The sequence below is a fragment of the Pseudomonas sp. PVC-3-1 genome, assembly GCF_057444315.1.
The window spans coordinates 4882978-4907354 of the sequence record NZ_CM172023.1 but is presented as its reverse complement, the minus strand read 5'-3'; the positions used below and the strand labels follow the sequence as shown (position 1 = coordinate 4907354).

At 61.4% G+C, this 24377-nt stretch carries 22 protein-coding genes and 1 pseudogene; 16 read left to right on the top strand and 7 right to left on the bottom strand.

What is annotated here, in order from left to right; translation table 11 throughout:
• Positions 1-165 precede the first annotated feature (165 nt).
• Entirely contained in the window at positions 166-447 is a 282-nt protein-coding gene (locus AC2T4A_RS22600) for a hypothetical protein (RefSeq protein ID WP_486741837.1), read from the bottom strand.
• Positions 448-553: 106 nt separating this feature from the next.
• Between AC2T4A_RS22600 and AC2T4A_RS22595 the strand changes: the two genes are divergently transcribed.
• From AC2T4A_RS22595 to AC2T4A_RS22550, 10 genes and pseudogenes are all read left to right on the top strand, one after another.
• Positions 554-766: a hypothetical protein gene (locus AC2T4A_RS22595; protein WP_486741836.1), complete on the top strand. Its 213-nt coding sequence runs from the start codon at positions 554-556 to the stop codon at positions 764-766.
• A gap of 564 nt (positions 767-1330) precedes the next feature.
• A complete protein-coding gene (locus tag AC2T4A_RS22590; RefSeq protein ID WP_416751711.1) occupies positions 1331-1732 on the top strand; it encodes a glycine zipper domain-containing protein in 402 nt (133 codons plus the stop codon).
• A gap of 616 nt (positions 1733-2348) precedes the next feature.
• Positions 2349-3650 carry an OmpP1/FadL family transporter gene (locus AC2T4A_RS22585; RefSeq protein ID WP_416751646.1) on the top strand — a complete coding sequence of 434 codons (1302 nt, stop codon included), beginning with the start codon at positions 2349-2351 and terminating at the stop codon, positions 3648-3650.
• 65 nt (positions 3651-3715) lie between these two features.
• Positions 3716-4387, top strand: coding sequence for a DUF3313 domain-containing protein (locus AC2T4A_RS22580; RefSeq protein ID WP_440465678.1), 672 nt, complete (start codon positions 3716-3718; stop codon positions 4385-4387).
• 143 nt (positions 4388-4530) lie between these two features.
• Positions 4531-6546, top strand: coding sequence for an alkyl/aryl-sulfatase (locus AC2T4A_RS22575; protein ID WP_486741835.1), 2016 nt, complete (start codon positions 4531-4533; stop codon positions 6544-6546).
• 87 nt (positions 6547-6633) lie between these two features.
• A complete protein-coding gene (locus tag AC2T4A_RS22570; RefSeq protein WP_440465680.1) occupies positions 6634-7647 on the top strand; it encodes an AraC family transcriptional regulator in 1014 nt (337 codons plus the stop codon).
• Positions 7648-7839: 192 nt separating this feature from the next.
• Positions 7840-7998, top strand: a pseudogene (locus tag AC2T4A_RS22565) (c-type cytochrome); the annotation flags it as partial.
• Positions 7999-8049: 51 nt separating this feature from the next.
• The gene (locus AC2T4A_RS22560; protein WP_486743718.1) at positions 8050-8430 is read left to right on the top strand and encodes a c-type cytochrome; all 381 of its coding nucleotides are present in this window, start codon (positions 8050-8052) and stop codon (positions 8428-8430) included.
• Between the two features lie 9 nt (positions 8431-8439).
• A complete protein-coding gene (locus AC2T4A_RS22555) occupies positions 8440-9495 on the top strand; it encodes a c-type cytochrome (protein ID WP_486741834.1) in 1056 nt (351 codons plus the stop codon).
• A 111-nt stretch (positions 9496-9606) separates the two neighbouring features.
• Complete coding sequence (locus AC2T4A_RS22550) at positions 9607-10137, top strand: hypothetical protein (protein WP_472967345.1); 531 nt, start codon at positions 9607-9609, stop codon at positions 10135-10137.
• A gap of 1838 nt (positions 10138-11975) precedes the next feature.
• Here AC2T4A_RS22550 and AC2T4A_RS22545 read toward each other — a convergent pair.
• From AC2T4A_RS22545 to ccoN, 5 genes are all read right to left on the bottom strand, one after another.
• Positions 11976-12974 carry an NAD(P)H-dependent flavin oxidoreductase gene (locus AC2T4A_RS22545; RefSeq protein WP_486741833.1) on the bottom strand — a complete coding sequence of 333 codons (999 nt, stop codon included), beginning with the start codon at positions 12972-12974 and terminating at the stop codon, positions 11976-11978.
• Positions 12975-13304: 330 nt separating this feature from the next.
• Complete coding sequence (locus AC2T4A_RS22540; RefSeq protein ID WP_017516353.1) at positions 13305-14165, bottom strand: LysR family transcriptional regulator; 861 nt, start codon at positions 14163-14165, stop codon at positions 13305-13307.
• A gap of 48 nt (positions 14166-14213) precedes the next feature.
• The gene (locus AC2T4A_RS22535; protein ID WP_486741832.1) at positions 14214-15347 is read right to left on the bottom strand and encodes an HPP family protein; all 1134 of its coding nucleotides are present in this window, start codon (positions 15345-15347) and stop codon (positions 14214-14216) included.
• A 139-nt stretch (positions 15348-15486) separates the two neighbouring features.
• Positions 15487-15684, bottom strand: a complete 198-nt coding sequence (locus AC2T4A_RS22530; protein ID WP_017516351.1) for a hypothetical protein — start codon at positions 15682-15684, stop codon at positions 15487-15489.
• A gap of 10 nt (positions 15685-15694) precedes the next feature.
• A complete protein-coding gene (gene ccoN / locus AC2T4A_RS22525) occupies positions 15695-17140 on the bottom strand; it encodes a cytochrome-c oxidase, cbb3-type subunit I (protein WP_239745994.1) in 1446 nt (481 codons plus the stop codon).
• Between the two features lie 369 nt (positions 17141-17509).
• Between ccoN and AC2T4A_RS22520 the strand changes: the two genes are divergently transcribed.
• Positions 17510-17881, top strand: coding sequence for a DUF6306 domain-containing protein (locus tag AC2T4A_RS22520; protein ID WP_239745995.1), 372 nt, complete (start codon positions 17510-17512; stop codon positions 17879-17881).
• A gap of 147 nt (positions 17882-18028) precedes the next feature.
• On the opposite strand, the gene AC2T4A_RS22515 is transcribed toward AC2T4A_RS22520, so the two are convergent.
• A complete protein-coding gene (locus AC2T4A_RS22515) occupies positions 18029-18652 on the bottom strand; it encodes a Crp/Fnr family transcriptional regulator (protein ID WP_240964912.1) in 624 nt (207 codons plus the stop codon).
• A 244-nt stretch (positions 18653-18896) separates the two neighbouring features.
• On the opposite strand from AC2T4A_RS22515, the gene AC2T4A_RS22510 reads away from it, so the two are divergent.
• From AC2T4A_RS22510 to AC2T4A_RS22490, 5 genes are read left to right on the top strand one after another with little or no spacing between them, the layout of a single operon-like run.
• On the top strand, positions 18897-19790 hold the full coding sequence (locus AC2T4A_RS22510) for an ABC transporter substrate-binding protein (RefSeq protein WP_246084959.1): 894 nt from the start codon (positions 18897-18899) through the stop codon (positions 19788-19790).
• Between the two features lie 10 nt (positions 19791-19800).
• Complete coding sequence (locus tag AC2T4A_RS22505; protein WP_138526751.1) at positions 19801-20553, top strand: ABC transporter permease; 753 nt, start codon at positions 19801-19803, stop codon at positions 20551-20553.
• Positions 20546-21235 (top strand): ATP-binding cassette domain-containing protein, encoded by a 690-nt coding sequence (locus AC2T4A_RS22500; RefSeq protein ID WP_486741831.1) that lies wholly within the window; start codon positions 20546-20548, stop codon positions 21233-21235. Before AC2T4A_RS22505 ends, AC2T4A_RS22500 begins: the two co-directional genes overlap by 8 nt.
• A complete protein-coding gene (locus AC2T4A_RS22495) occupies positions 21232-21675 on the top strand; it encodes a CopD family copper resistance protein (RefSeq protein WP_138526753.1) in 444 nt (147 codons plus the stop codon). Before AC2T4A_RS22500 ends, AC2T4A_RS22495 begins: the two co-directional genes overlap by 4 nt.
• Before the next feature lie 28 nt (positions 21676-21703).
• Complete coding sequence (locus AC2T4A_RS22490; RefSeq protein WP_486741830.1) at positions 21704-23818, top strand: TonB-dependent receptor family protein; 2115 nt, start codon at positions 21704-21706, stop codon at positions 23816-23818.
• Positions 23819-24377: the final 559 nt, after the last annotated feature.

The following is a 24377-nucleotide window of genomic DNA, read 5'->3' as shown; positions in this document are numbered from 1 at the left end:
ATTGAGGGAAGCCAGATAGTGCTGATGCCAGCTTAGAGCATGAAGAGAAGTGGAACGAACAGTCGGACTGTAGGGCAGACGAGGGGGCAGTCATGAGCGACAACTTCGCGCTGCTGCTTTACAGCATCTGTTATCGACCCATGGCGGACGTTCAGCCTGGGAAACTCAGCGCTTCACTGACCGTTCTTCGTGAGTCGTGCCTTCAGCTTGGTCTTCGCCACGAGACAATCGACGCTGGCGAAATGCATTCCAGCCACTCCAGATCAGTCCCACTGCAACCGCCGCATAGGAGGCGAAGAGGGCGATTTGGTTGAAGGGGGCCAGAATCTGATCCAGGCCGTTCGCGGAGACCATTGTTGAGCCAATCAGAGTCGTGCCGATCAGCCCGACCAGAACGAGAAATACAGGGAAACCATACAGGTATAGGCTTCTCTCAAAACCTCTCATGACGGAGCTATCCTCCCTTGATCGATGTAACTCCGTCCCTGGGAGTTGCGGTTATCCCTGACGTCAAGCAAGACCGATGCCATGAACCTTTCTTGAGACAGATGCCATGCTAGAGCCACGCCTGCCCGTTGTGCTTTATCGCCTCAACGAGAACATCAATGCCATCGGCGCAGCTGTCGAGGAGTTGGCAATTTGGGTCGAGCTGCAGCATGGGGATAGCGAAACCGCCGCGCTAGTCAAAAGCCATCTTCAGGTGTTGGTGCGGAACTCCGACGTAATTGTCGACGCACTGGCTGAGCTCATTACTGAGGAAAATTAGCAGTGCCTGCGAGGCCTGCAAAGTTACTCAGAATGGCGCGAGCCGTCATACTGGCATAGTGCAATTATCGGTAAATTCTTTATGCGCCTGGCAGAAAGGAAGCTGAAGGCGTAAGGCGACATCCGCAAATGTGGCCTTTGTCCTTGCATAGTTTTTCAGGCCAAGCCGGTCGTAGAAAGCTGGCTAATCTGGACTACATTCGTCATTCGCGTCCCGTGCTACCCGGCTCGCCCCCCGAGTCGGGTAGTTTTTTACCGACGCATAGCGGACGTTAAGCATAAGAAGCTCAGTGCTCGCCTGGCGGCGCTATCAGTCAACTCCATTAGCGCCTTGAACTGGTCGGCCTTGATCGGAACGGTGAGCAGCTACCTACCCATATCGGACATCGCGAAAGCCCATTTGCAACTAGCCATGCCTAGAAGGATCGAACCGCGCTGAAGCGATAGGCGGGCGAGTTGTGGACACATTTATTGATCCAGGTCGATGAAGCCTGCAGGTTGATTTGTCCGTATTTTTTGCGTCCTACAGACTGGTTGTCTTGTGTACAGTTCTGAGGATGAAATGATGCGAAAGTCTCTCTCTGCCCTTGCAATCACTATTTTGGCCTCGCAAGGCGTCATGGCTGGTGAAACCGCTAACACGGCAGTTGGTGGCGGACTGGGTGGTGCATTGGGCAGCGTTGTTGGTAATGCGGTAGGTGGCAGCACCGGAGCAGCAATCGGCGCAGGGGTTGGCGGTGCGGCTGGTGGCGCTATGTCTGCGAAAGATGGAAAGAAGACTGAAGCTGCAATCGGTGGTGGCCTGGGGGCGGCGGGTGGCCAAGTGATTGGAAGCAATGTGGGTGGTTCTACCGGAGGTCTAATCGGAGCCGGTCTAGGTGGGGCGGCAGGCAGCGCAGTCGGCAATAGCCTAGCGGACGATCACGACCATCATGACAGCCACAAACATAAGCATAAGCACCACTGACAGTTTCGGGGCGCTCTTGGGGGGCGCGGATCAGCGGGATCTGCCGAGCTAGTTTCCCTATTGTCGCCGCCCATGATTCGCTTGGCAGCGTCCGTTGCCACGAGCACTCTTTCAGAAAAGAAAGCCGCCCGGCCATGGAGTAACCGGGCGGCTAAAGTGTCTTGGTCAGAAGACATTTGCAGCGTAGCTCAATGGTTAATGAGCATCCGGGATAAATGTGCCCTGACCGGTCGGCAGCACGGGCCTTGTAACGTAGATCTCCCGTAACACCTCCTGCCTCTTTGCTGACATAGATCCCTATCACTCATTTCGCGTCAGTCGATGAGTGGCGCTACGTTTTATCACTCCCATGAGCCCCGCAGACAGCGCTCTTTCCACGACAGCAATCATCGGAGTTGAGCTGCCTTTATGCACCTTCCCGTGTCGTGCATTACGTCTTAATCGCGTCTTGAATCAAAAGCCAGCTTGCACATCGCGATTGGCTATCTAGGCTACTTTGACAGTCAAAGATTCCTTTGGGTCTAACCAGTAGTCGTCTCCAGAGTGCATTCGGAGCTATGGCCTACCGCGCATTGCGTGTGTGGTAGGAGGTATCAGAATGAGCAAGGAGCGCTAAATGAACTCTGATCAAAGACGAGCCAAGTGGGCGTCGCTACCCTTGGTTCCTGGCCTGCTCCTTGTTGGCTTCTGCAGTCCCACGTTCGCTGGCGGTATTCTGATCTACGAGGCTGGCCAGGAAGGAAACGGCCTCGCTAACGCTGGCTCGGCAGCATTGGCAAGCGATCCCAGCATCCTAATGAGCAACCCCGCCGGCATTGCACAGTTGGCCGGTACCCAGCTCAGCGTGAACGCCCAGGTCATCCTTGGCGATCTGCGCTTCTCACGCGACAGCAACAATCAGTTCGATGGCAACGAAGGCGGCAACGCCTTGGAATGGCTGCCGGGTGCAAGCCTGTTCATCAGTCATCAGATTGATGACCGCTCAGCTATCGGCTTCGGTATGTATGGCAACTTCGGCCTGGCGGTGAACTACGACGATGACTGGGCCGGCCGTTACTTCAGCCAGGAGTCGGCGGTTATCGGTGTGTCCTTCCAGCCCACCCTGGCGCACAAGTTCACCGACCAGCTCTCTGTCGGCATTGGCCCCCGCATCGTCTACGGTTACTACCGCACTGAGATGGCCATCAACAACAACTTACTGGGATTGCGCGACACCCCCGACGGCCAGTTGGAATACAAGGACACTGACGTCGGCACCGGCGTGAATATCGGATTGCTCTACGACCTCAGTGAGCGCACCAAGATCGGCCTCACTTACACCAGCAAAGTGAAGCTGGAGTTCGAAGACAGCCCGAATCTTCGCAAGGTCAGCAATCCGATCATCAATGCGGCGCTCAATCGGCTGGATGTGGATTCGCTGGAACTGGATATGAACATCCCGCAGACCGCAACTCTGAGCATCGCCCACCAACTCGACCCGCAGTGGAAACTATTGGGCAGCCTGGGCTGGCAGGACTGGAGCGACTTCGGCCAGATCGGCGTGGAGGTGGATGCGAACGCAGGTGGGGTGGATCGCACTGTAGACCGCCAATACAAGGACACCTGGCACGCCTCCATCGGCACTCAATATCAGGCCAACCCTCGCCTGCGTTGGAGCTTTGGTCTGGGCTACGACAGCTCGGCTGTCGATGACAAAGACCGCACCGTCGACAACCCCATGGCCGAGACTTGGCGCCTCGCCACTGGAGTCAATTACCAGCTCGATGACGGGCTGGACGTTCACCTGGCTTACACCCTCGTATGGCTGGGCGATATGGACGACGAGCAGACCAAATCGCGCTCTGGCGAAACCCTTTCTGGCACATACAACAACGCCGCTCTGCACATCATCGGCGGGGGCGCGACGTGGCGCTTCTGACAGCACGCGGCAAGAAGACCGTGGCCCTGACACTGAATGAAAATCCGTCCACAAGGAGCAACTCGATGAATTGGAAACTGTTGGCGTTACCGCTGTGTCTGGCCACATTGACGCTCGCGGGGTGCGCGAGCAAATACGTGGCTCCGGAGGAGTACTCCGGCTTCCTCAAGGACTATAAGGCGCTCAAAGAAGAGAAATCGCCCTCGGGCGCCCCGGTAATGCGCTGGATCAAACCTGGTGTGGACGTAGGCAGTTTTACCAGTGTGTACGTTGAGCGCAGTCAGCTGTACCCGCAACCGCAGCCGACCGAGAAGATTCCGGAGAAGACCCTGCAAGGCATTACCACCTACTACGACCAGGTTCTCCAGACCCAGTTCGCCAAGGCACTGCCACTCGCCAATGGCCCAGGCCCGGGCGTGCTGATAGTGCGCCCGGCGATTACCGCCGTCAGCGCTTCGACCAAGGGGCTGCAACCCTACGAAGTGATCCCAATTGCCCTAGTCGCCGCTGGCGTCAGCGCAGCTACTGGCATCCGTGACCAGGACACCAGCATCGCTACCGAGGCCGCTTTCCTCGACGGCGGCAATGGCGAAGTGGTTGCCCAGGTTGTGCGTAAGGGCGCGGGCGCTGAACTGGATAACTCCTCCCAGGTCATGACCGCCAACGACGCCAAGGCCGTGCTCGATGGTTGGGCGCGCGACATGGTCAAGTCCTACGAGAGCCTCAAGAACAAGTAACCCCGGCACCGGCACCGGCGCCGACGTTGTTGGTGCCGGGTGCTTTGCAGCCTTCAAATAGAAAGACCCAGAGCCAAATGGCTCATCGATCACCGCTGGCAGTTGCCCCGGAGGGTACAGCGCACCCCCGCAAGGAGCTTGAGATGAAAACGATCATGCAATCGACCAGCAAGGAACGAGCTACCAATGGCCTGTGGAAGCTGAGCGCCTCCTTCCTCCTGTCTGCCGCCATTTCTATGACCACCCAGGCCTGGGCCGCTGATGCGCCCAAGCCGGCCACCGACGCCACCAAGGCCGCTAACGATGCCCTGCTGCAGGAGCTGCCGTTCAACGACAAGACCTCGTTCGAACTGGCCCACAAGGGATTCATTGCGCCGTTACCCACCGAGCCGGTCAAAGGTGCAAAGGGCAACTTGATCTGGGACCCGGCCAAATACAACTTCATCAAGGAAGGTGAGGCGGCGCCGGCCACTACCAACCCCAGCCTGTGGCGGCAATCGCAGCTGATCAATATCTCCGGCCTGTTCGAAGTCACCGATGGCATCTATCAGGTGCGCAACTACGACCTATCGAACATAACCTTCATCGAAGGCAAGAAAGGCATCACGATTATCGATCCGCTGATTTCCACAGAAACCGCCAAGGCAGCGCTGGATCTCTACTACGCGCACCGACCGAAGAAACCGGTGGAAGCGGTGATCTACACCCATAGCCACATCGACCACTACGGCGGTGTGCGCGGCGTGGTCGATGAGAAGGATGTGAAGTCCGGCAAGGTGAAGATTTACGCACCGCTGGGCTTCCTCGAACACGCCGTGGCAGAGAACGTCATGGCCGGCACCGCGATGAGCCGGCGTGCCAGTTACATGTATGGCAACCTGCTGCCGCCAAACGCGAATGGTCAGTTGGGTGCAGGTCTGGGTACTACCACCTCCACCGGTACTGTGACACTGATCCCGCCGACCGATATCATCGGGAAGACAGGTGAGACGCGCGTCATTGACGGTCTGACCTACGAGTTCCTCTATGCCCCAGGCAGTGAGGCGCCCGCCGAGATGCTTATCTACATCAAGGAGAAGAAGGCCCTCAACGCGGCAGAGGACTCCACCCATACCCTGCACAACACCTACTCGCTGCGCGGCGCGAAGATCCGCGAGCCGCTGCCCTGGTCGAAGTACCTCAATGAGTCGTTGAAGCTGTGGGGTAAAGACGTGCAGGTCATGTACGCCCAGCACCACTGGCCGATCTGGGGCAACAAAGAAGTCCGCGACCAGCTGTCCTCGCAGCGCGACATGTACCGCTACATCAACGACGAGACCCTGCGCCTGGCCAACAAGGGCCTGACCATGACCGAGATCGCCGAGCAGGTGAAGCTGCCCAAGGGCATCGCCGATCGCTTCTCCAACCGTGGCTACTACGGCTCGCTGAACCACAACGTCAAGGCCACCTACGTGCTCTACCTGGGCTGGTTCATCGGCAACCCGGCGACCCTGTGGGAACTGCCGCCCGAGGAAGAAGCCAAGCGCTACGTCGACATGATGGGCGGCGCCGACGCCGTGCTGAAGAAGGCCAAGGAGTACTACGACAAGGGCGACTTCCGCTGGGTGGCCGAGGTGGTCAACCACGTGGTCTTCGCCGACCCGAACAACCAGGCGGCGAAGAACCTGCAGGCCGATGCGCTGGAACAGCTTGGCTACCAGGCCGAGAGCGGCCCGTGGCGCAACTTCTACCTGACCGGCGCGCAGGAACTGCGCAACGGCGTGCAGAAGCTGCCGACCCCGGACACCGCCAGCCCCGACACCGTCAAGGCGATGGACCTGGACCTGTTCTTCGACTACCTGGCCATGCGCCTGAAAGGGCCTGAGGTCGCCGACAAGCACATCACCCTCAACTTCGACTTCACCGACCTGAAGCAGAAGTACACCCTGGAGATGGTCAACGGCGTGCTCAACCACACCGAGGGCATGCAGGCGAACGATGCCGACGCCACCATCACATTGACCCGCGACACCCTAAACAAAATCATGCTCAAGGAGACCACGCTGAAGGACGCAGAGGGCTCGGGCGAGATCAAAGTGCAGGGCGATCAGGGCAAGCTGGACGAGTTGATGAGCTACATGGACAACTTCGACTTCTGGTTCAACATCGTCACCCCCTAACGCTCCTTCTGATGCCGGACGGTATCAACGGCAAGCCATCAGCGACGGCGGATGGCTTGCCGCTTTTTTCACAGGGAGCGCCGCAGCATGGACACCATTCGCGGGACTGCATTTCTGCAATTTGGTGAGTTACTTGCTGAACGAGGGGGCTCACTTCGCGAGCACCTTTCACCGCATCGGATTGGTATGGATGTGGTCGGCAATTACGAGAAGAAGTTTTCGTACAAGAGCCTTGCGCAGATTTTTGAGGGCAGCGCCTATGCGCTCGGGATGCCCGAGCTTGGACTCGAACTGGCAACCCGGCAGAAATCGACATTGCTGGGACCTCTGCAGCATCTGGCTCAGACTGCCCCCACGGCTGGGGAAGGGCTGATTGCCGTTGTACGCTACATGCGTGTTTATAGCCCCTCAATTCTGTTCCACCTGGAGCGCCGGCCTGGCTGCACCTTGCTTTGCTTCGACAACGCCCTGCCGTGCATTCAGGACATACCGCAAATCGTCGAAAAATCGCTGCTGCACGGACGTCTGCTGATGTCGGAACTATTGGGCAGCCCCCTGAGACCGGCGATGGTACTGCTGCGCCACCAACCCCAAGCTAGCCTCGATGTTTACCAGCGTTACTTTGGTTGCCAGGTGCTATTCGGCCAGGATCACAACGCAATTGCGATCAGCCAACGTGACATGCAACAGCCGTGCTCTCGGCATGACGCAATGCTGCATTCCATCGTTCGGTTCTACTTGGAGGCCCATACGAGTGCCGACGAGAAGTTGGGCTTCGAAGTTGAGAGGCACATCCAAGCTTTGTTGCCTAAGCAGACGTGTAGCCTGGAGCAGATTGCCAAGCTACTTGACCTACACCCGCGGACTCTTCAGCGACGCCTAGCCAATGACGGAATCGATTTCGAGGAGCACGTCGATGACATACGCCGTCGGCGAGCCGAAGAATTGCTCAGCGAGTCAGACTTGAGCATCGGACAAATCGCCTCGGAACTGGGTTATCGGCGCACTACCTCGTTCTGTCGTGCACACCACCGATGGTTCGGTGTTCCCCCAATAGAGCGACGACGGCAGCTCAAGGTGGGTAAAGGAAATAGTGATTGATGCGCTTACTCAGCATTCTCGCTGGGGTTTTAGGAAACGTGTTCAACCTCATCAAGACGAATATTTCCACCTCGGTTTAGATGTACTCGGTGGCACTCAGCGAAAGCGATCGCCTGTTTGTCAGGGGAAGGTTAGGTATGCCTACCTTACCTACACTCAGGGCTGTCGCAGCACATAGAGGCGGGATACTCGATGCGCAGATGGCCTGCTGTCCTACTGATTTCCTGTATTGCCGGAGCGGCCATCGCCGATGAAGTACCGGATGCGGTTCAAGCCTGTGCCGTGTGCCATGGAATGCATGGCGAGGGTACGGCGCAAGGGCCCGTGCTGGCGGGGCTTTCGGCCGAATATATTTCGGCGCAAGTGGCGCATTTCAACTCACGACAGCGCAGCAATGCGCTGATGGGGCCGATGGCGGAAGCCTACGCCTCGGCCGATCTGCTGCAGCCGGCTGCCGCTTACTACGCCGCACAGGGCAAGCTGCCGGCGCTGCAGGTTCGCGGGCAACAGCCCGCCGCCTCGCCGGCCGAGAAGCTCTATTACCAGGGCGACCTGTCCCGCGACATTCCAGCCTGCTTCAGCTGCCACGGCCCGTCGGCCGTCGGCTCGGGGCCATTCCCGCGGCTCGCCGGGCAACAGGCGGCCTACCTGCAGGCGCAATTGCAGGCCTGGCGCAAAGGCGAGCGTGGCGGTGACCCGGGGGGCATGATGGGCGCCATTGCCAAGCGCCTGAACGACAAGGACATCACTGCGCTGGCCAGCTATCTGGCGGCGATTCGCTGAGGAATGCTCATGAACAGAACCCTGCTCTGCATGACCTTGGCGGGAAGCCTCGCGCTGCCGGTACACGCGGCCGATGTGGTGACCACGGCGATGGAGGAAATCAGCGCACAACCCAAGACCCAGGACTCCCATTACTTCACGCCACGAGACCTATCGAAGATCCCCGACGGCGCCTTTGGCGACAAGGTTCGCCGTGGCTACCAGCTGTTCGTCAATACCCAGCAACTCAAGGGCCGCTATGTCGGCAACCAGCTGAACTGCACCAACTGCCACCTGGACGCCGGCACCAAGGCCTACGCGGCACCGATGTGGGCAGCCTACCTGGCGTACCCGGCGTTCCGCCAGAAGGACAACCGCGTGAACAACTTCGCCGAGCGCATCCAGGGGTGTTTCAACTACTCCATGAACGGCAAGGCCCCCGAACTGGGCTCACCCGAGCTGGTGGCGATGTCGGCCTATTCCTATTGGCTGCTCATGGGCGGCCTACTGGATATGTACGGCATGCAGGACAAGCCCGTGCCGGAGCTCAGCGACGCTGAACTGCAGCGTGGCGGTCGAGACGAATCCTTCGTCCTGCCGGGCCCACTGGCGGACAGAGTGAAGATGGAAGGGCGCGAACGCATGCCCGGACGTGCCTTTGCCGCGCTGCCGGCACCGCCGCAGGCCTACTCGCCACAACGAGGCCAGCAGGTCTATGCCGAACACTGCGCGATCTGCCATGGCCCGCAGGGTGAAGGCCGCAGGATGGCCGACGTGCCGGTGATTCCCGCGCTGTGGGGTAGCGATTCCTATAACTGGGGCGCCGGCATGCACCGGGTCAACACCGCCGCCACCTTCATCTACGAGAACATGCCGCTGGGCAAGAGCGTGCAACTCAACGTCCAGCAGGCCTGGGACGTAGCGGCCTACATGAACAGCCGGGAACGGCCGCAGGACCCGCGCTTCAAGGGGGATGTCGCCAGAACGGCGAAAGACTTCCACGCCTCCGACCAGGGCTATTACGGCCAATCGCTGGACGGCACGGTGCTCGGCAGTAAGTCCTATCCGTCCGGTGTGAGGCCCTGAATCGCTGCTGCCAATGATGTCGACGACATGTCCCGGCTACCTCGGATGCTTGTCCTGACGGACTCAACGAACGAACCCCATCTCAGCGCATTACCAGTAAAGGGAAAGCACATGAAAACGGTCTTGCTCAAGATTAAACATGAGTTCATGAAGGCACTTCCGCCGACCATCTTCTTCTTCGTCATCCTGCACATCGTTGCCGCCATTCGCGCGCTCATGATTAAGGGCACTGGCGTGCCGCTTCCTGTGACGGCTTCAGTACTGATCGCTTCGCTGGTGCTCGGCAAGTCAGTACTGGTGGCCGACATGCTGCCCTTCATCAATCGCTTCCCGGAAAAGCCGCTGATCTGGAACGTTTCCTGGAAGACCTTGATGTATGCCTTGGTCGCACTGTGCGTGCACTACCTGGAGCGACTCTACGAGTACTGGAAAGAGGCTCCCAGCCTGATGGACGCAAATTCCATGCTGTGGACGTCCATGAACTGGCCCCGTTTTTGGGCGGTACAGATTCTCCTCGTCACTTTGATTTTCATGTATTGCGTTATCGCGGAACTGGCGCGAGTCATCGGCCGTGAGCGCCTGAAGAAAATGTTCCTTGGCCCACTGCCCGAGGACCTGGGAAGGGATGGCACGACTAAATGACCTGTTGCTTCGGAAGCAACAAATACAAGCGCTGTGCTGGTCACTCGGAAGCACCTGGTGAGTGGAGGCGGGAGGCGTCCCATATGCGCCAATTGGTGCGTACCTGCGTTGGCGAGTATCTAAGTGGGCGAGATAGACCGTCATGGGTGCAGGCAAGGAACGAAACCGGAAACTACCTCCATCGCTTGCATAGCCAGCCAATAAGAGTGGCATCCACCTGATGGCGGGGGAGCCCCTTCGTAAAGCCTGATACCAAGAGAGCATGCCTTCTAAGCGATTAACTAAATGAAACTCCACGGAAAGCTGCATCTGCCTGGGCTAATGCTGGTATCGATCGTCAGCGAAGGGGGTTGCAATGCACCTGATTACGGATAGGCCCGGCCCGATCAGCTATATCCATCCGAACGGGGCGACAGCGCTCATAGAGTTCGAGTGGGGCGCTCCAGGTGACCTGGTGCCACGCGAAGTGTTGGTGAGAGCTGCTAATCAAATCGTCTGCTCTGCCAACGGGCCATGGAAGTGCTTTGCCGACGCAAGAAGGCAGGGGATTGAAATGGCGACTGCCTGGTGTGAGCGCCGGAATTGATTCAAAGCCCAAGAGGACTTTTGTCTGACTCCCCGCTCTGAGCGGACAGCGACTCTAGAGGTATAACCATCATGATTGCAGAGCGGGCTGCTGAGTAGCTCGCCACTGCGTTAACACCGCCGAAGCCCGAAAGCTAAGATTCAGAGGACGATGCGTTGCTACCGTTGTGCAGGCCTTGCCGTCCATCCGAGATATCAGAGAGACCTCTCGCCTTCTGATGAGGTCCCACTACTCTCAGCACTGCTGACTTTCTATTGACTGTGCCGTTAGGGAGCCCCCATCCTGTGCGGCATTTTTTTTGCCCAAGGAAATGAGTAGCCATGGACATTCGAATTGAATACATGGCTGGGAATCCGCCCACATGGAAGGTATTCCTGGGGACGTTTTTCCAGCTTTGCTTCTCGGAGGTAGAAGCAAGGGAATGGGCAGCGCGAGCGCAGACTCATGAGGCCGACCAGTGTCGTCCCGAGTACCATCTCCCCAACCCCATGCAGCCCGCCAAGGCTGCGACCACCGTGCCGCTGGAACTCCCGGAGGGAGGAGCTAGAGTTGAACTGGAGTCAACGGATTGGCTCGTGCTTATTTAGTCCTCAGCATCAAGCCCCGTCATTTGGCGGGGCTCTCCTAAAAGCCATTTAAGATTTTTGTATTTGGGCTGAATCTTTCCGCTGACTTGCGGATACCTACTGCCTGCGAATTTGGATCCGGCGCAAATCTGGAGAAGCGGCCATAGAACGCCGAGCCCTGTACCAACCAACTGGTAACTATGTGCTGCGATGCATAGGCCACGATGGTTTGCTCGCATCAGCGGCGACCTACTATCTGCACGGCACCGCGCTCTACCTCTCTGAGCAGTTACGCTTGCATGATCCTGCAGTGCGCTTCGAAGGAAGTCCTGTGGGACGCATCGAAATCTCGTGCTGCCGTCGCCTACGAGTGATGTTGGAACTAGAGCAGATCGGAGAGCTGGAGGCGAACATATTTACAGATGCTCAGGGACAACGCTTTTGGCTTTCGGAGATCCAGCTCTAATGCCTTGAAGGTGGAGCCCACGACCACACGTAGGATGAGCTAAGTTGGCCGGTCGTTGCGAATCCCCGCGGAGGTTTCGACACGACAGAGCCGCCCAATGGGCGGCTTTTTCATTCCCGCGATCAGAATCGGGGCGCTCAAGCGGAGGTCTGCTAATGGCCGATTGCCGCCCCTGACTAGAGGCAGCAATCGAAGCTGAGCTTGAACTCCATGCTTTCGATCACCCGTTGCACCTCAGATCTTCAAGGCGCCGCATCGCATGACGCGCATCATCAAGCACTGAATCAAAAATGGCTTCCACGCTTTGCACAGCGTTAGCAAATACGATCGATGGGCCGCAATCGAGCATGCCTTGGTGGCTATCCCCTGTCTTGTAGGCGTGAGTGGTTAGCGTGCCCATGACGTGAGGGCGATAGCTTTCGAAATCGCTCGCTCCCGCCGCGTCCAATGCTGCAACAGCCTTGGCGCTGTCGTTGTTCAGGACTCGGTGATGTTGCCGCAAGCCGGTCTTCACGATGATGCTTTCTGTGCCGTCGCTCTGAACCAGTCGTTCCTTGTACTGGCGGTGAATCCACAGCTCCTCGGCTACCAGCATTCGCGACCCCATCAGGATTGCATCGGCTCCCATCATCAGGGTCGCCGCCAGTTGTCTTCCTGCACCGATCCCACCACCGATAACCACAGGGATGGAAACCTCTTTCGGTGCGTGGGCGGCTTGAACCATGCTGCTGATGCCGTAGGTTCCGGGATGGCCGCCGCAATCATTGCCAACTACGATTACCGCGTCCACGCCAAGACGCGCGGCTGATCGCGCGTAGCGAACCGCCGGAACCTTGTGCAGAACCTTGATACCCGCTTCTCGCAGCGCTGGCAGGACTTCCTCGGGGCTTCCACCTGAAGTCTCGACACAGAGCACTTCTTCCTCGGCAAGAATCCTCATCTGCTGCCGCAAGCGCTCAGCTGCGTTGGCCTGGCCAGAAAGGTAGAGGTTCACCCCGAATCCTTTTCCCGAGGTGAGGCTACGACACCGACGAAGTTGCTCCCGGAATTCGTCTAGATCGGAAAATCCGGCAGCAACCACAAATCCCATCCCGCCTGCGTTGACCACAGCCGCGACGTAGCTCGCGTCTGAGACGCTGGGGCCCATACCGCCGCAAAGAATGGGATGACGGATACCAAGCATCTCGGTAATGCGAGTTCTGAACAGCTGATTACGCATTGGCACTCCGGTTCGGCGAAGAGCATGGACAGGCGACGTGAGCCGCCCTGGGAGGGGTGAATGGTGTTCCGGAAACGCTCGACTTGATCTAAGGTCGGGGTCATTCTTATAGCTGAACAGATGTTCAGCAGTAAAGGCCGCGATGGCCGTCCGCCAAGGGCGCTCGTAAGTCCTTGCTTAAGCTCGCTGGGGAAGCCCAATGGCTTCGCGCATGTGCAGAGCGCCGGATATCTGAAATAGGTGAGTAGGAGTTCCTGCAGAGGCGAGCCTGCCTGTCGTGGCTTTTCGGGAGGATTTTTGATGGGCCCCGCTCCTGTGGCGGCCGGTACGTCAAATCATCGGATCCCAACGCTGTGACCAGTCCGGGTCCTGCGACACCACCTCGCGCAGCAGCTCGAACGCCTGCTGCAGCGCCTGCGAATCGCGGTCCCGCGAATACACCAGATAGGTCGGGTAGCTGAACTCCGGCGCCTTGGGCACCCGGCGCAGCACCTTGCGGTCCAGGTAACTTTGCACCACCCGCGTGCGGAAATAGCCCGAGCCACCGTTCTCCAGGATGTACTGCAACGCCAGCGGGCCGAGGTTGAACGACACCGGCGCCTTGGACAGTTCCGGCAGGGCACTGTCGTGTTGCTGGCGGAAGCCTTCGCCCCAGTCGATGTAGACGTAGGGCTCGGGGTTCTGCGCACGCACCAGGATCAGTTTCTCCTCCAGCAACTGCTCCACCTGCATCCCCGGCCAGTAGGTTGGCTGGTAGACCAGGGCTGCGTCGAGCACCCCCAGCTCGAGCTGGCGCAGCAGGCTGTGGCCGTCGCCGATCTCGGCGCGTACCGCGTGGTCGCCGATCGCCTGGCGGATACGGCTGACCCAGCGCAGCATCAACGGGTTGCAAAGGCTCACTTCGCCACCGATGTGCAGCACGTTGTGGATGCCTTCGGGCAACGGCAGGTCGCGCTGGGCCGCCTCCCAGGTCTGCAGGATCTGGTTGGCGTAGGTAACGAAGGCCTCGCCGTCCGGCGTCAGGCGTGCACCGGCGCGGTTACGCACGAACAGCGTGCAGTTGAGATGCGCCTCCAGCTTCTGCACTCGTGCGGTGATCGCGGTCTGGGTGACGTGCATGCGTTCGGCGGCGGCCACGAAGCTACCGTGGCGGACGATTTCCAGGAAGGTACGGGTGAGGTCGATGTCCATGCGGAGGCTTCTGCGCGATTTAGTCGGCCAGTGTAACGGAAAGGTCGGTCAGCCCAGATGACTGAGCAGGTCGCGTTCCAGGGCGGCGATCAGGTCGGTCTGGGTGATCACGCCCACCAGTTCGCCGCGCTCCAGTACCGGCAAACAGTGCAGACCCTGGTCGGAGAGCAGCGGGATCAACTCCACCGCATGGGTGTCGGCATCCACGTGCAGCACCGGACTGGTCATCACTTCGCCCAGCAGACGGTCGCGGCGCAGGCCGATGCCGCCGAGCAGTCGCTTCCACCAGACGCCCCTGGGCACCAGGAGGTCGATCAGGCTGACGATGCCCACCAGCCGGCGCTCCTCGTCAAGGATCGGCAAGGCCTTCAGGTGGTGCTTCACCAGCAGGCGCAGGGCGTGACTGAGCGGGGTTTCCGGCGAAGCGCAGATCAGGTCGCGGGACATCACCTCCCGCGCGCGGGTCTCGCCCATGCTGCGGCGCAGGGCATGTCGCTCGGTACTGCGCACCAGGCGTTCCAGGTCGTCGCGGGTGATGTCGACGAAGGAGCCCAGTTCGTCCAGCGCCTGGTCGAGGTCGGCGGCCTGGATGCCGACTCGCGCGCCGGGCGCCGGGTCCTGGGTCTGGTGGTTGTCCGGCGCAAAGCTTCGGCGGCGCGGGTAGGGCATGCGCGTGAGGTTGTTGAACAGCAGGGCCAGGAGCACCAGGCAGAGGCCGCCGCTGATGGCCGGCAGCGGCGCCATCCAGCTGGGCTCGCCGGGCAGCGGCGAGGCGAACACCATGCAGAAGGCCAGCGCGCCGCCCGGCGGATGCAGGCAGCGCAGTGGGTACATCAGCAGCAGGCTAAGCCCAAGGGCGAGGGCCGCGCTGGCGATGCCGGCGGGCAGCCAGAAACCGATCAGCAGCGCCACCAGTGATGCGCACAGGTAGCTGCCGATCACCGACCAGGGCTGGGCCAGGGCGCCGGAGGAAACGGCGAACAGCAGCACTGCCGAAGCAGCCCAGGTTCCGGCGAAGTGCAGGGCCACCGCGGAGCCGAACAGCAGGCCGCAGGTGGCGGCACTGAGCAGGAAGCCCAGGCTGGCGCCTAGCGAGGCGCGCAGCCATTCGCGCGGGCGGGTGTGGGGAATGTCTGGCAGGTACGCGGCGGCGCGGTGCCGCCAGCCGGTGAGGGCGGGCATCGGTAGGTCCGTGGAGCGAAGTTTGAAAAAAACGGGCTCTCGCGGGGAAGAGCCCTGCAAGGTGCCAACATCGGCACTCGGGGAGGCCCCGTCCATGGGGCTGGGAAACCAGAAGGCTGGAAAACAGGAGCGCTGGAGATCAGGCGCGCATTCGGTACGGTGGTGGTGGTTCCGGCAGGGGCTGGACGATCCGCTCGCAGTGCCGGCCGGTGGCCGCGCTCATGCGCCGCGCGGCATCCGGGTCGTCGGCGAAGGGCAGCAGCGCCGCTTGTTCGCCGGCGCTGCGGCAGGTCCGCCAGCAGGCGGCAATACAGGCGATCAGGCTCAGCAGCAGCATCGTCGAGTCCTCAGGCCGCAGCCGCTGCGAGGTTCGACACCGGCTTGCCGGAGCGCACTGTGGCCCAAGTGTTCCACGCCATCAGCAGCATGCCGCTGGCGAAGGTGGAACCGCCGATCAGCCGCACGATGTAGCCCGGATGGCTGGCAGCCAGCGCTTCGACAAAGGAGTAGGTCAGCGTACCGTCCTCGTTCACCGCGCGCCACATCAGGCCCTGGGTAATGCCGTTGACCCACATCGAGGCGATGTACAGCACGGTGCCGATGGTAGCGAGCCAGAAGTGCGCGTTGATCAGCCCGACGCTGTGCATCTGCTCGCGGCCGTAGAGCTTGGGAATCATGTGGTAGAGCGCGCCGATGGAGATCATCGCCACCCAGCCCAGGGCACCGGCATGCACGTGGCCGATGGTCCAGTCGGTGTAGTGCGACAGCGAGTTCACCGTCTTGATCGCCATCATCGGTCCTTCAAAGGTCGACATGCCGTAGAAGGCCAGCGACACCACAAGGAAACGCAGGATCGGGTCGGTGCGCAACTTATGCCAGGCACCCGAGAGGGTCATCATGCCGTTGATCATGCCGCCCCAACTGGGCGCCAGGAGGATCAGCGACATCACCATGCCCAGGCTCTGCGCCCAGTCGGGCAAGGCGGTGTAGTGCAGGTGGTGCGGGCCGGCCCAGATATACAGGGTGATGATCGCCCAGAAGTGCACGATGGACAGGCGATAGGAGTAGATCGGCCGCTCGGCCTGCTTGGGCACGTAGTAGTACATCATCCCGAGGAATCCCACCGAGAGGATGAAGCCCACCACGCTGTGGCCGTACCACCACTGGATCATCGCGTCGGTGGCGCCCGAGTAGATCGGGTAGGACTTGAGCAGCGTCACCGGAATCGCCAGGTGATTGACCACGTGGACCATCCCGGTGACCACGATGAAGGCACCGTAGAACCAGTTGCCGACGTAGATGTGGCGCACCTTGCGGCGGGCGATAGTGCCGAAGAACAGGTAGGCGTACACCAGCCAGAGGAAGGTCACCCAGACGGCGATGGGCCACTCCATCTCGGCGTATTCCTTGGACGTGGTGATGCCCAGCGGGTAGCTCACCAGCATCGACACCAGGCTCGCCTGCCAGCCCCAGAACAGCAAGTTGGCCAGGCTGTCGGAGATGATCCGCACGCGGCAGGTGCGTTGCACCACGTAGAAGGAGGTGGCGAACAGCGCGCTGCCGCCGAAGGCGAAGATCACCAGGTTGGTGTGGATCGGCCGGATGCGCCCGAAGCTGGTCCAGGGCATCTCCAGGCTCAGTTGCGGCCACACCAGTTGGGCGGCGATGAACACGCCCATGAGCATCCCGATGATGCCCCAGCCCAGGGTGGTGAGGGTGAAGCGGCGAACGATGTCGTAGTTGTATTCGGCGTCGCGGGATGTGTGCTGATCGAGGGGTATCGCGCTGTCCATCTTGATTCCGTCGTACTCCGGTTGACTGACGGCTCCCTGCCCGCACGAATGCGGCAAGGCGAACTAGGCAGTTAGGAGGCAATTCGCCGCAGGGAGCCCGATCAGTCTGAACAGACGCGATGGATGCAACAAACGAATAATAATGCTGCATAAGTGCAATAATTTTGATCTTAAGGTGGGGTGTTGGCATGCGGCGGCTCTGCAATGCCTTGTCCGGGATCAACGCCGACGAGCGACGCAGCGGAAATGAAGAGGTACAGCGCAAGCTGGATGCATTCGAGAAATTGCAGCGTCAGTGCAATTCAATTCATTTAAAACCGCTTCATGAGGCAGTCTAGGATGGGCTCTCGCCAAGACCTGGAGGGCTTCATGTCCGACGAACTGATTGACTGGTTGCAGACGCTGATGCGCGCCGAGCGTGCCGGTGCGCGGGTGATGCTCGACAGCCTGCGGCAGGCCGAGGAGTTGGTGGCACGTAATCGCCTGGAGCATCTGCATCAGGGCGAGGCGGAAAGCTGCCGGCGCCTGCGCCGATGCCTGGAACGCCTGGCTGTCACGCCCGATACCGGCGTCGGTGACTTCCACGCCAGCGCCATGGCCATTGATGACCTGGAACTGCGCTTCGACTTCATTGGCCGCGGCCAGCGCTGGGTCGCCCGGCAGATAACCCAGCGCCTGCCGGAGATCGACGAGCCCTGGCTGCGCGAGGAGTTGGAGGCGGTGTTGCGGTTGCATCGGTGAATTGAGCGCTGAGGTTATCCGCGATGCCTTTCGGGATCGTCTCGCGGCGAAAACCAACAATGCTGAACATGGTGCGCGTTACATCGCTGCGTGCCTTTCCAGGCTGCTGCCCCGACCAGTTGAAGCGATAGCCGAAATCCGACCCGCTCAGAAAGAACGTACTGCCGGGCTGGCCAGGTCCTGCAGGTAGGTGAGGTCGCACAGCAGCCATTGCCGGAGTCGCCCTTGGATGCGTCCGGCCTGCTGCCAATCGGACAGCAACCGGCTGAGTGATTCCGGGCGAATACCCAGGTGTGTGGCGAGCTGGCGCTGACTGATCGGCAGGTTGAGACGCTCGCCTTGGCGACGGTGCAGGCCGAGCAGATAGGCGGCCAGACGCTGGGAGGCGGAACTCGCCGTCAGCCAGTCGACCTCGTTCACCTGGCGGTAGAGGCGCAGGCTGAGGTTTTCCAGCATGCGCATGGCCAGCGGCGGATGATCCTCGCAGGCCTTGCGCAGCGCATTGCGGCTCAGTCGGAAGAACTCGCCGCTGCCCTGGCTGCGGGCGTTCATCGGGTAGCGGCCGTGAGGCATGAACATGGCCGCTTCAGCGATCAACTGACCTTCGCGGAACAGGTGGAAGACGCGCTCCTCGCCATCGCAGGTGAAGCGCAGCATTTCCACACAGCCACGCCGTACCAGCAGGAAATGCTCGGCAGGGTCGCCTTCGCGGAACAACAGCCTGCCGGCTTCAGCGCGGAGCAAGGTTGCCGACTCACACAATCCGGCCATGAGGGCGTCCGGCAGGTCGGAGAACTGGGGGAGGGCGCCCAACAATCGCAGGCATTCACCACGATCTGGCGCGAACTTAACATTTGTCATTCGTGATGAGCGTGCGGGCTGCAATGATTTGTGAATGAAGATAAGACTTATTCGCATATCAATCAATCGGAGGCTACCGCGCCTCTTCCTTTCACTTGCACTGGTCGCCGGCACCTGCCTGGCGTCCCCGGCCGGCATGGCCCGGGAAAAGGTTTTGCGGTTGGGTGGCCCCGGCGCGGTGGTCAGCTTTCCGCTGCTGCACATGGTGGAAACCAATGCCCTGGCGGAGTACGCCGAGCGCGTCGAATTCCACCTCTGGCAGAACCCCGACCAGCTGCGCGTGCTGCTGGCAAAGAACGAACTCGACTACAGCGCTGTCCCGGTGAACCTGCCGGCGCTGATGGCTGGGCGCGGGCAGCACGTGCGGCTGCTCAACGTCTCTGTGTGGGGAATCATCTGGCTGGTGAGCCGCGACCCTCAGGTGAAAGGCTTCGCCGACCTGGCCGGCAAGGACGTGGTGCTGCCTTTCCAGCGCGATCTGCCGGCGATCCTGATCGATGAGCTGTTGCTCAGCCATGGCCTGAAGCCGGGCAAGGACCTGACGCTGCGCCCGGTCCGCGACGGCCAGGACGCCCAGGCGCTGCTGCTGGCCGGTCGCGCCGATCACGCCCTGCTGGTGGAGCCGGCGGTGTCCCTGCTGCTTTGGCGCAACCGCAGCAAGGGTGGGGCGCCGCTCTACCGTGTGCAAAGTCTGGAGAGCGCCTGGAAGCAGGCCTTCGCTCAACAGCCTGAACTGCCTCAGGCAGGACTGATGAGCAGCCCGCAGCGCGCCGAGGACGGCGAGTTGGCGCGCGCAGTGGAGGCCGCCTATGCCGAGTCCGCCCGCTGGTGCAGTACGCAGCCGCGGGACTGCGCGGAGCTGGTGCATCGGCACCTGCCGCACTTGCCGGTGGAGGCGGTCGAGGAGTCCATCCGCGTCACGCGCCTGGACAGTGTTGCCGCCAGCGTCGCACGCGGGCCTCTGGAGGCGCTGTTCGGCCTGATCGCCGAACGCCATCCACAGGCCATCGGTGGCTCCATGCCATCTGCGAGCTTCTATGGGCCGTGAGATGAGTCGAATGACTTCCCGACGCTGGGCCGTGCTGGGTGGCGCCTTGTTGCTGGTGGGCTGGCAACTGCTGGCGATGCGCCTGGGCTCGCTGCTCATGGCAACTCCCGGGCAGACGCTGCAAGCCATGGCTCGCCTGCCTTTCGAGGCCGACTTCCGTCTTCATGCCGGCGCCAGTCTGCTGCGCATCGTCCTGGGTGTTGGACTGGGTTGCCTGCTGGGCTTCTGTCTGGGCCTGCTGGCCGGGCTGGACGCTCGTGTACGCGGTCTGCTGGAACCCCTGCGCTGGCTGTTGATGTCGGTGCCGCCAGTGGTGGTCGTGGTGCTGGCGATGCTGTGGGTCGGCCTGGGCTCGGCCATGGTGGTGCTGATCAGCGTGTTGATGCTGGCGCCGGGCATGTACGTGAACACCGTCAAGGGCATGCAGATGGTTGACCGCGGCCTGCTGGAGATGGCGCGGGTCTACCGCTTCAGTCCCTGGCAGAAGTTGCGGCGGCTCTATATCCCTTCATTGACCGCGCCGCTTGGAGCGGCACTGTTGATCGCCACCTGCGGCGGCGTGCGCCTGGTGGTGATGGCTGAAGTGCTTGGCGCGGAAAGTGGAGCCGGTTTCGCGCTGGCTAACGCGCGCAGTACGTTCGACAGCGCCGGGTTGTATGCCTGGACTCTGCTTATCCTGCTGTTGGTCGCCGCACTGGAGTTCCTCCTGCTGCAGCCGCTGCAGCGGCGCATGGGCCGTTGGCAGGAGGCCGCCCATGCTTGAGTGGTACGGAGTCGATCTGCGGCTGGGCCAACGGCGTGTACTCGCCGACGCTTCCCTGCGCCTGCTACCCGGTGAGCGGGTTGGCATTCTCGGGCCCAGCGGCGCCGGCAAGAGCAGCCTGTTGCGTCTGGCGGCCGGCCTCCTGAGGCCCCATCGGGGGCGAGCGGACAACGGATTCCGTCATCCCGTACTGGCATTCCAGGAGCCGCGCCTGCTGCCCTGGTGCCGGGTTGCGGAGAACCTGGAAATTCCTCTGCGCGCCATCGGCCACGACCGTGCAACGGCGCGTCGGCTGGCCAGCCATTGGTTGGAGCGCGTCGGCCTCGCCGGGCATGAGGGTGCCTGGCCGAATCAGCTGTCCGGTGGCATGGCCCAGCGTGTTGCCCTGGCACGCGCCTTCTCGGTCGAACCGGACCTGCTGCTGCTCGACGAGCCATTCAGCGCACTGGACCCGGCGCTGCGCGAATCGCTGCTCGATCTCTGCCGCGACTGGTTGGCCAGTTCGGGTGCGGCGCTGCTGTGCGTCAGCCACCACCCCGGAGAGCTGGTCGGCCTCGTCGAGCGCTTCGTGCTGGTCAACGACGGCTCGCTTCGCCCCTTCGACCTCAGTGGACACACCGCCGATCAAGCGGCGGCGCTCCTTCATCAGACCCTGCTGGCCCTGGAGATACCCGCGCCATGATTTATCCGATCCTGCTGACCTTGCACCTGTTCGCCGCGCTGATGTTCATCGGCACGGTGTTCTTCGAGGTGCTGATCTTCGAGAGCGTGCGCAAGTACGTGCCGGCTGCGGTAATGCGCCAGGTGGAGCAGGGCATCGGCAAGCGTGCGCGGCGGCTGATGCCCTGGGTGTTGCTGGTGCTGTTCAGTGCCGGCCTGGGCATGGTCTGGACGCGCTACCTGCCGCTGCTGGCAGACCCGCTGGCGTCCTCCTTCGGCACCTTGCTGAGCCTGAAGATCGTCCTCGCCCTGAGCGTACTCGGGCACTTCTTCACCGCCATGTTCCTGCTCTACAGCGGGCGCATGAACTCGACGTATTTCCGCCGGATTCACCTGAGTGTCTTCAGCCACATGGTCGGCATCGTGCTGCTGGCCAAGGGCATGTTCTACCTGAGCTGGTAAGCCAGATTTCGTGCAGACGGAGCTTGTCATGAGTCGTTGCTTGTCCCCCAAACGCCACTTCCCTTCGAAAATCTCATTTCCCCTGCTGGCCCTCGGCCTGCTGCCGCTGGCGGCGTTGGCGGAAGATCGCATCGAACTGGAGCCGATGCAGGTCAGCGGGAAAAGCCCCGCGCCGGTCAGCGTTTCGGCGCAGACCGAAAGCGAGCGCCTGGCCCGCGTGCCCGGCGGAACCAATCTCGCCGAGCCGCAGCAGGAGACGCGCCTGGCGACCCTGCGCGACGCGCTGGACTACCAGCCCGGCCTGGTGATCCAGGACTTCTTCGGCGGCACCGATCAGCCGCGCCTGAATATTCGCGGCTCGGGTATCCAGAGCAACCCGGTCAACCGCGGCGTGCTGTTGTTGCAGGACGGCCTGCCGCTCAACGAGGCGGATGGCTCCTTCATCATCGGTCTGCTGGAGCCGCGCAACGCCTCGTGGATCAGCGCCCGACGCGGTGCAAACGCCGGCAGCCCCGGTGCGACTGCCCTGGGTGGCGAACTGGAGTTCAACTCGCTGACTGGCGCCGACGAAGCCGGACGCGTCCGACTGGAGGCGGGCAGCTTCGGCCGCCAGGGCCTGCAGGCCGCCGCCGGGCTGGATGGAGGCGGGCACGATGCGCGGGTGAGCGTCAGCCATGACGAGTACGATGGCTATCGTCATCACTCCGCTTCCCACCGCACCGTGGTGCAGAGCAACTTCGGCCTGGACCTGGGCAACGGCGTTCAGAACCGCAGTTACCTGTCCTATAGCGACCTGACCTTCGAGATCCCCAACGTCATCACCAAGGCGCGTCTGAAGGACGACCCACGCAGCGTGCTGGGCGACAGCAACACTGCGCAGGACCGCCTGCTCAACGTCTACAAGCGCGATCCGCACCGCGACACCCAGCAACTGCGCCTGGCCAACCGTACGCAGTGGAGCGGGGCGGGCTGGCAGCAGAGCTTCGGTGTCTACGGGCAGAACACCCAGGACGACTTCACCGACCCGCTCAGCCACACCCTGACCGACAGCGATACCCTCGGCGCACAATGGCTTATCGAAGGCGAGCAACGCCTGTTCGGCTATCGCCTGGGCGCCAGTTGGTCCTACAGCGACATGACGCGCGAGCTGTATGCCAACAATCCGCAGAACGGCAGCCGCATGCAGCGCTTCGGCAACTTCGACCTGGAGGCGTCCAACCTCGATCTGCTGCTCGGCCTGGACTGGCACCTGGCGCCGGACTGGACCTTGGTCACCGAGGTGAAGTGGAGCGATGTCCGCCGTGATGCGGACTCGCGTGACGGCGCTGGTCATCTCGACCAGGGCTGGGACTTCGCCACGCCGAAGATCGGCCTGAACTGGACGCCCAGCCTCGACTTGCGCTGGTACGCCAACATCAGCCGCAGCCACGAAGCGCCGACATTCTGGGAAATCGTTTCCGCCGAAGTCTCACCCGCGGCCCCCGCGGCGGCACAAGCGCAGTTGGTCGACCTCGACGTGCAGCGCGCGACCACGTACGAGATCGGTGGCACCGGTCGAATCGCCCAGACCGACTGGAGCCTGACGCTGTACCAGAGCGACGTGGAAGACGAGCTGATCTCCACCAGCGATGCCTACGGAGTGAAGGTGGGAACCTACAACTACGGATCACGTACCCGCCACCGCGGTGTCGAGGCGGGGCTGAACGGCCTGCTGCCGACCTCGGCCAGCATCGGCGGCGACCTGGCCTACCGAGTGGCCTGGACCTTCAGCGACTTCCGTTTCCGTGGCGGCGAGTTCCAGGGCAACCAGATCGCCGGCGTGCCGCGTCAGCTCTGGGCGGCGGAACTGCTCTACCGGCGCGGGCCTTGGAGCGTCGGACCGAACCTGCGCTGGCTGCCGCAGGACACTCCGACCGACCACGCCAACACCCGCAACAACTATCAGGATTCTTACGCGCTCTGGGGGCTCAAGGCCAGCTATAAGGCCCGCGAAGGACTGAGCGTCTACGTGCAGGGCGACAACCTGGCGGACAAGACCTACGCCAGCAGCTACGTGATCCGCAACCGTGCCGATGCCAGCCAGCCTACCTTCCTCAGTGGCAACGGGCGCAGCCTGAGTGTGGGGGCGGAGTACGCCTTCTAGGATGGCTGTCTGCGGTGCAATGAACCGCGGTGAGGGTGGTGGGCTTTCGCCGTTATCAGAAGATACCGAACAGGTTGGGCGGAATTGTGTGGCTCCTGGTCATACACCAGCCGGGCTGCACCCGTGCCAACCCGACGGCGATGCTGGATTGGTTCTCTATCTTCGGTGTGGGCTATTCCGGAGGAGGAGGCGAACGTCTGTTCGGCGCATCCGATTGCGCTGACCAACGTGCTGCGACTCATTGGGATCCTGATGGTAAGGCACTGCGGTGGTCCATGGGTTCGATACATGGGTGATCTGAAACGCAATCTCCGTAGCGGGCAGGATTGTCTCAGTCGAATCGAGGGCAAAACCTAGGTCAAAGATGCCCGGCTACGCGATGTGCAACCGGGCATCAGCCAAGTCATGATGTCCTTGTGGCTGGCGCACCGGTTTCTTGTAAGGTCGGAACGCTCCGAGAGCTTGGATGAAACCGCTACGCCATGGCAGCGAGACGAGCCTGAATCGACATTCTCCTGCTGCTCAACTTGTCTTTGTGGATGTCCGCTCCTGGCCGATT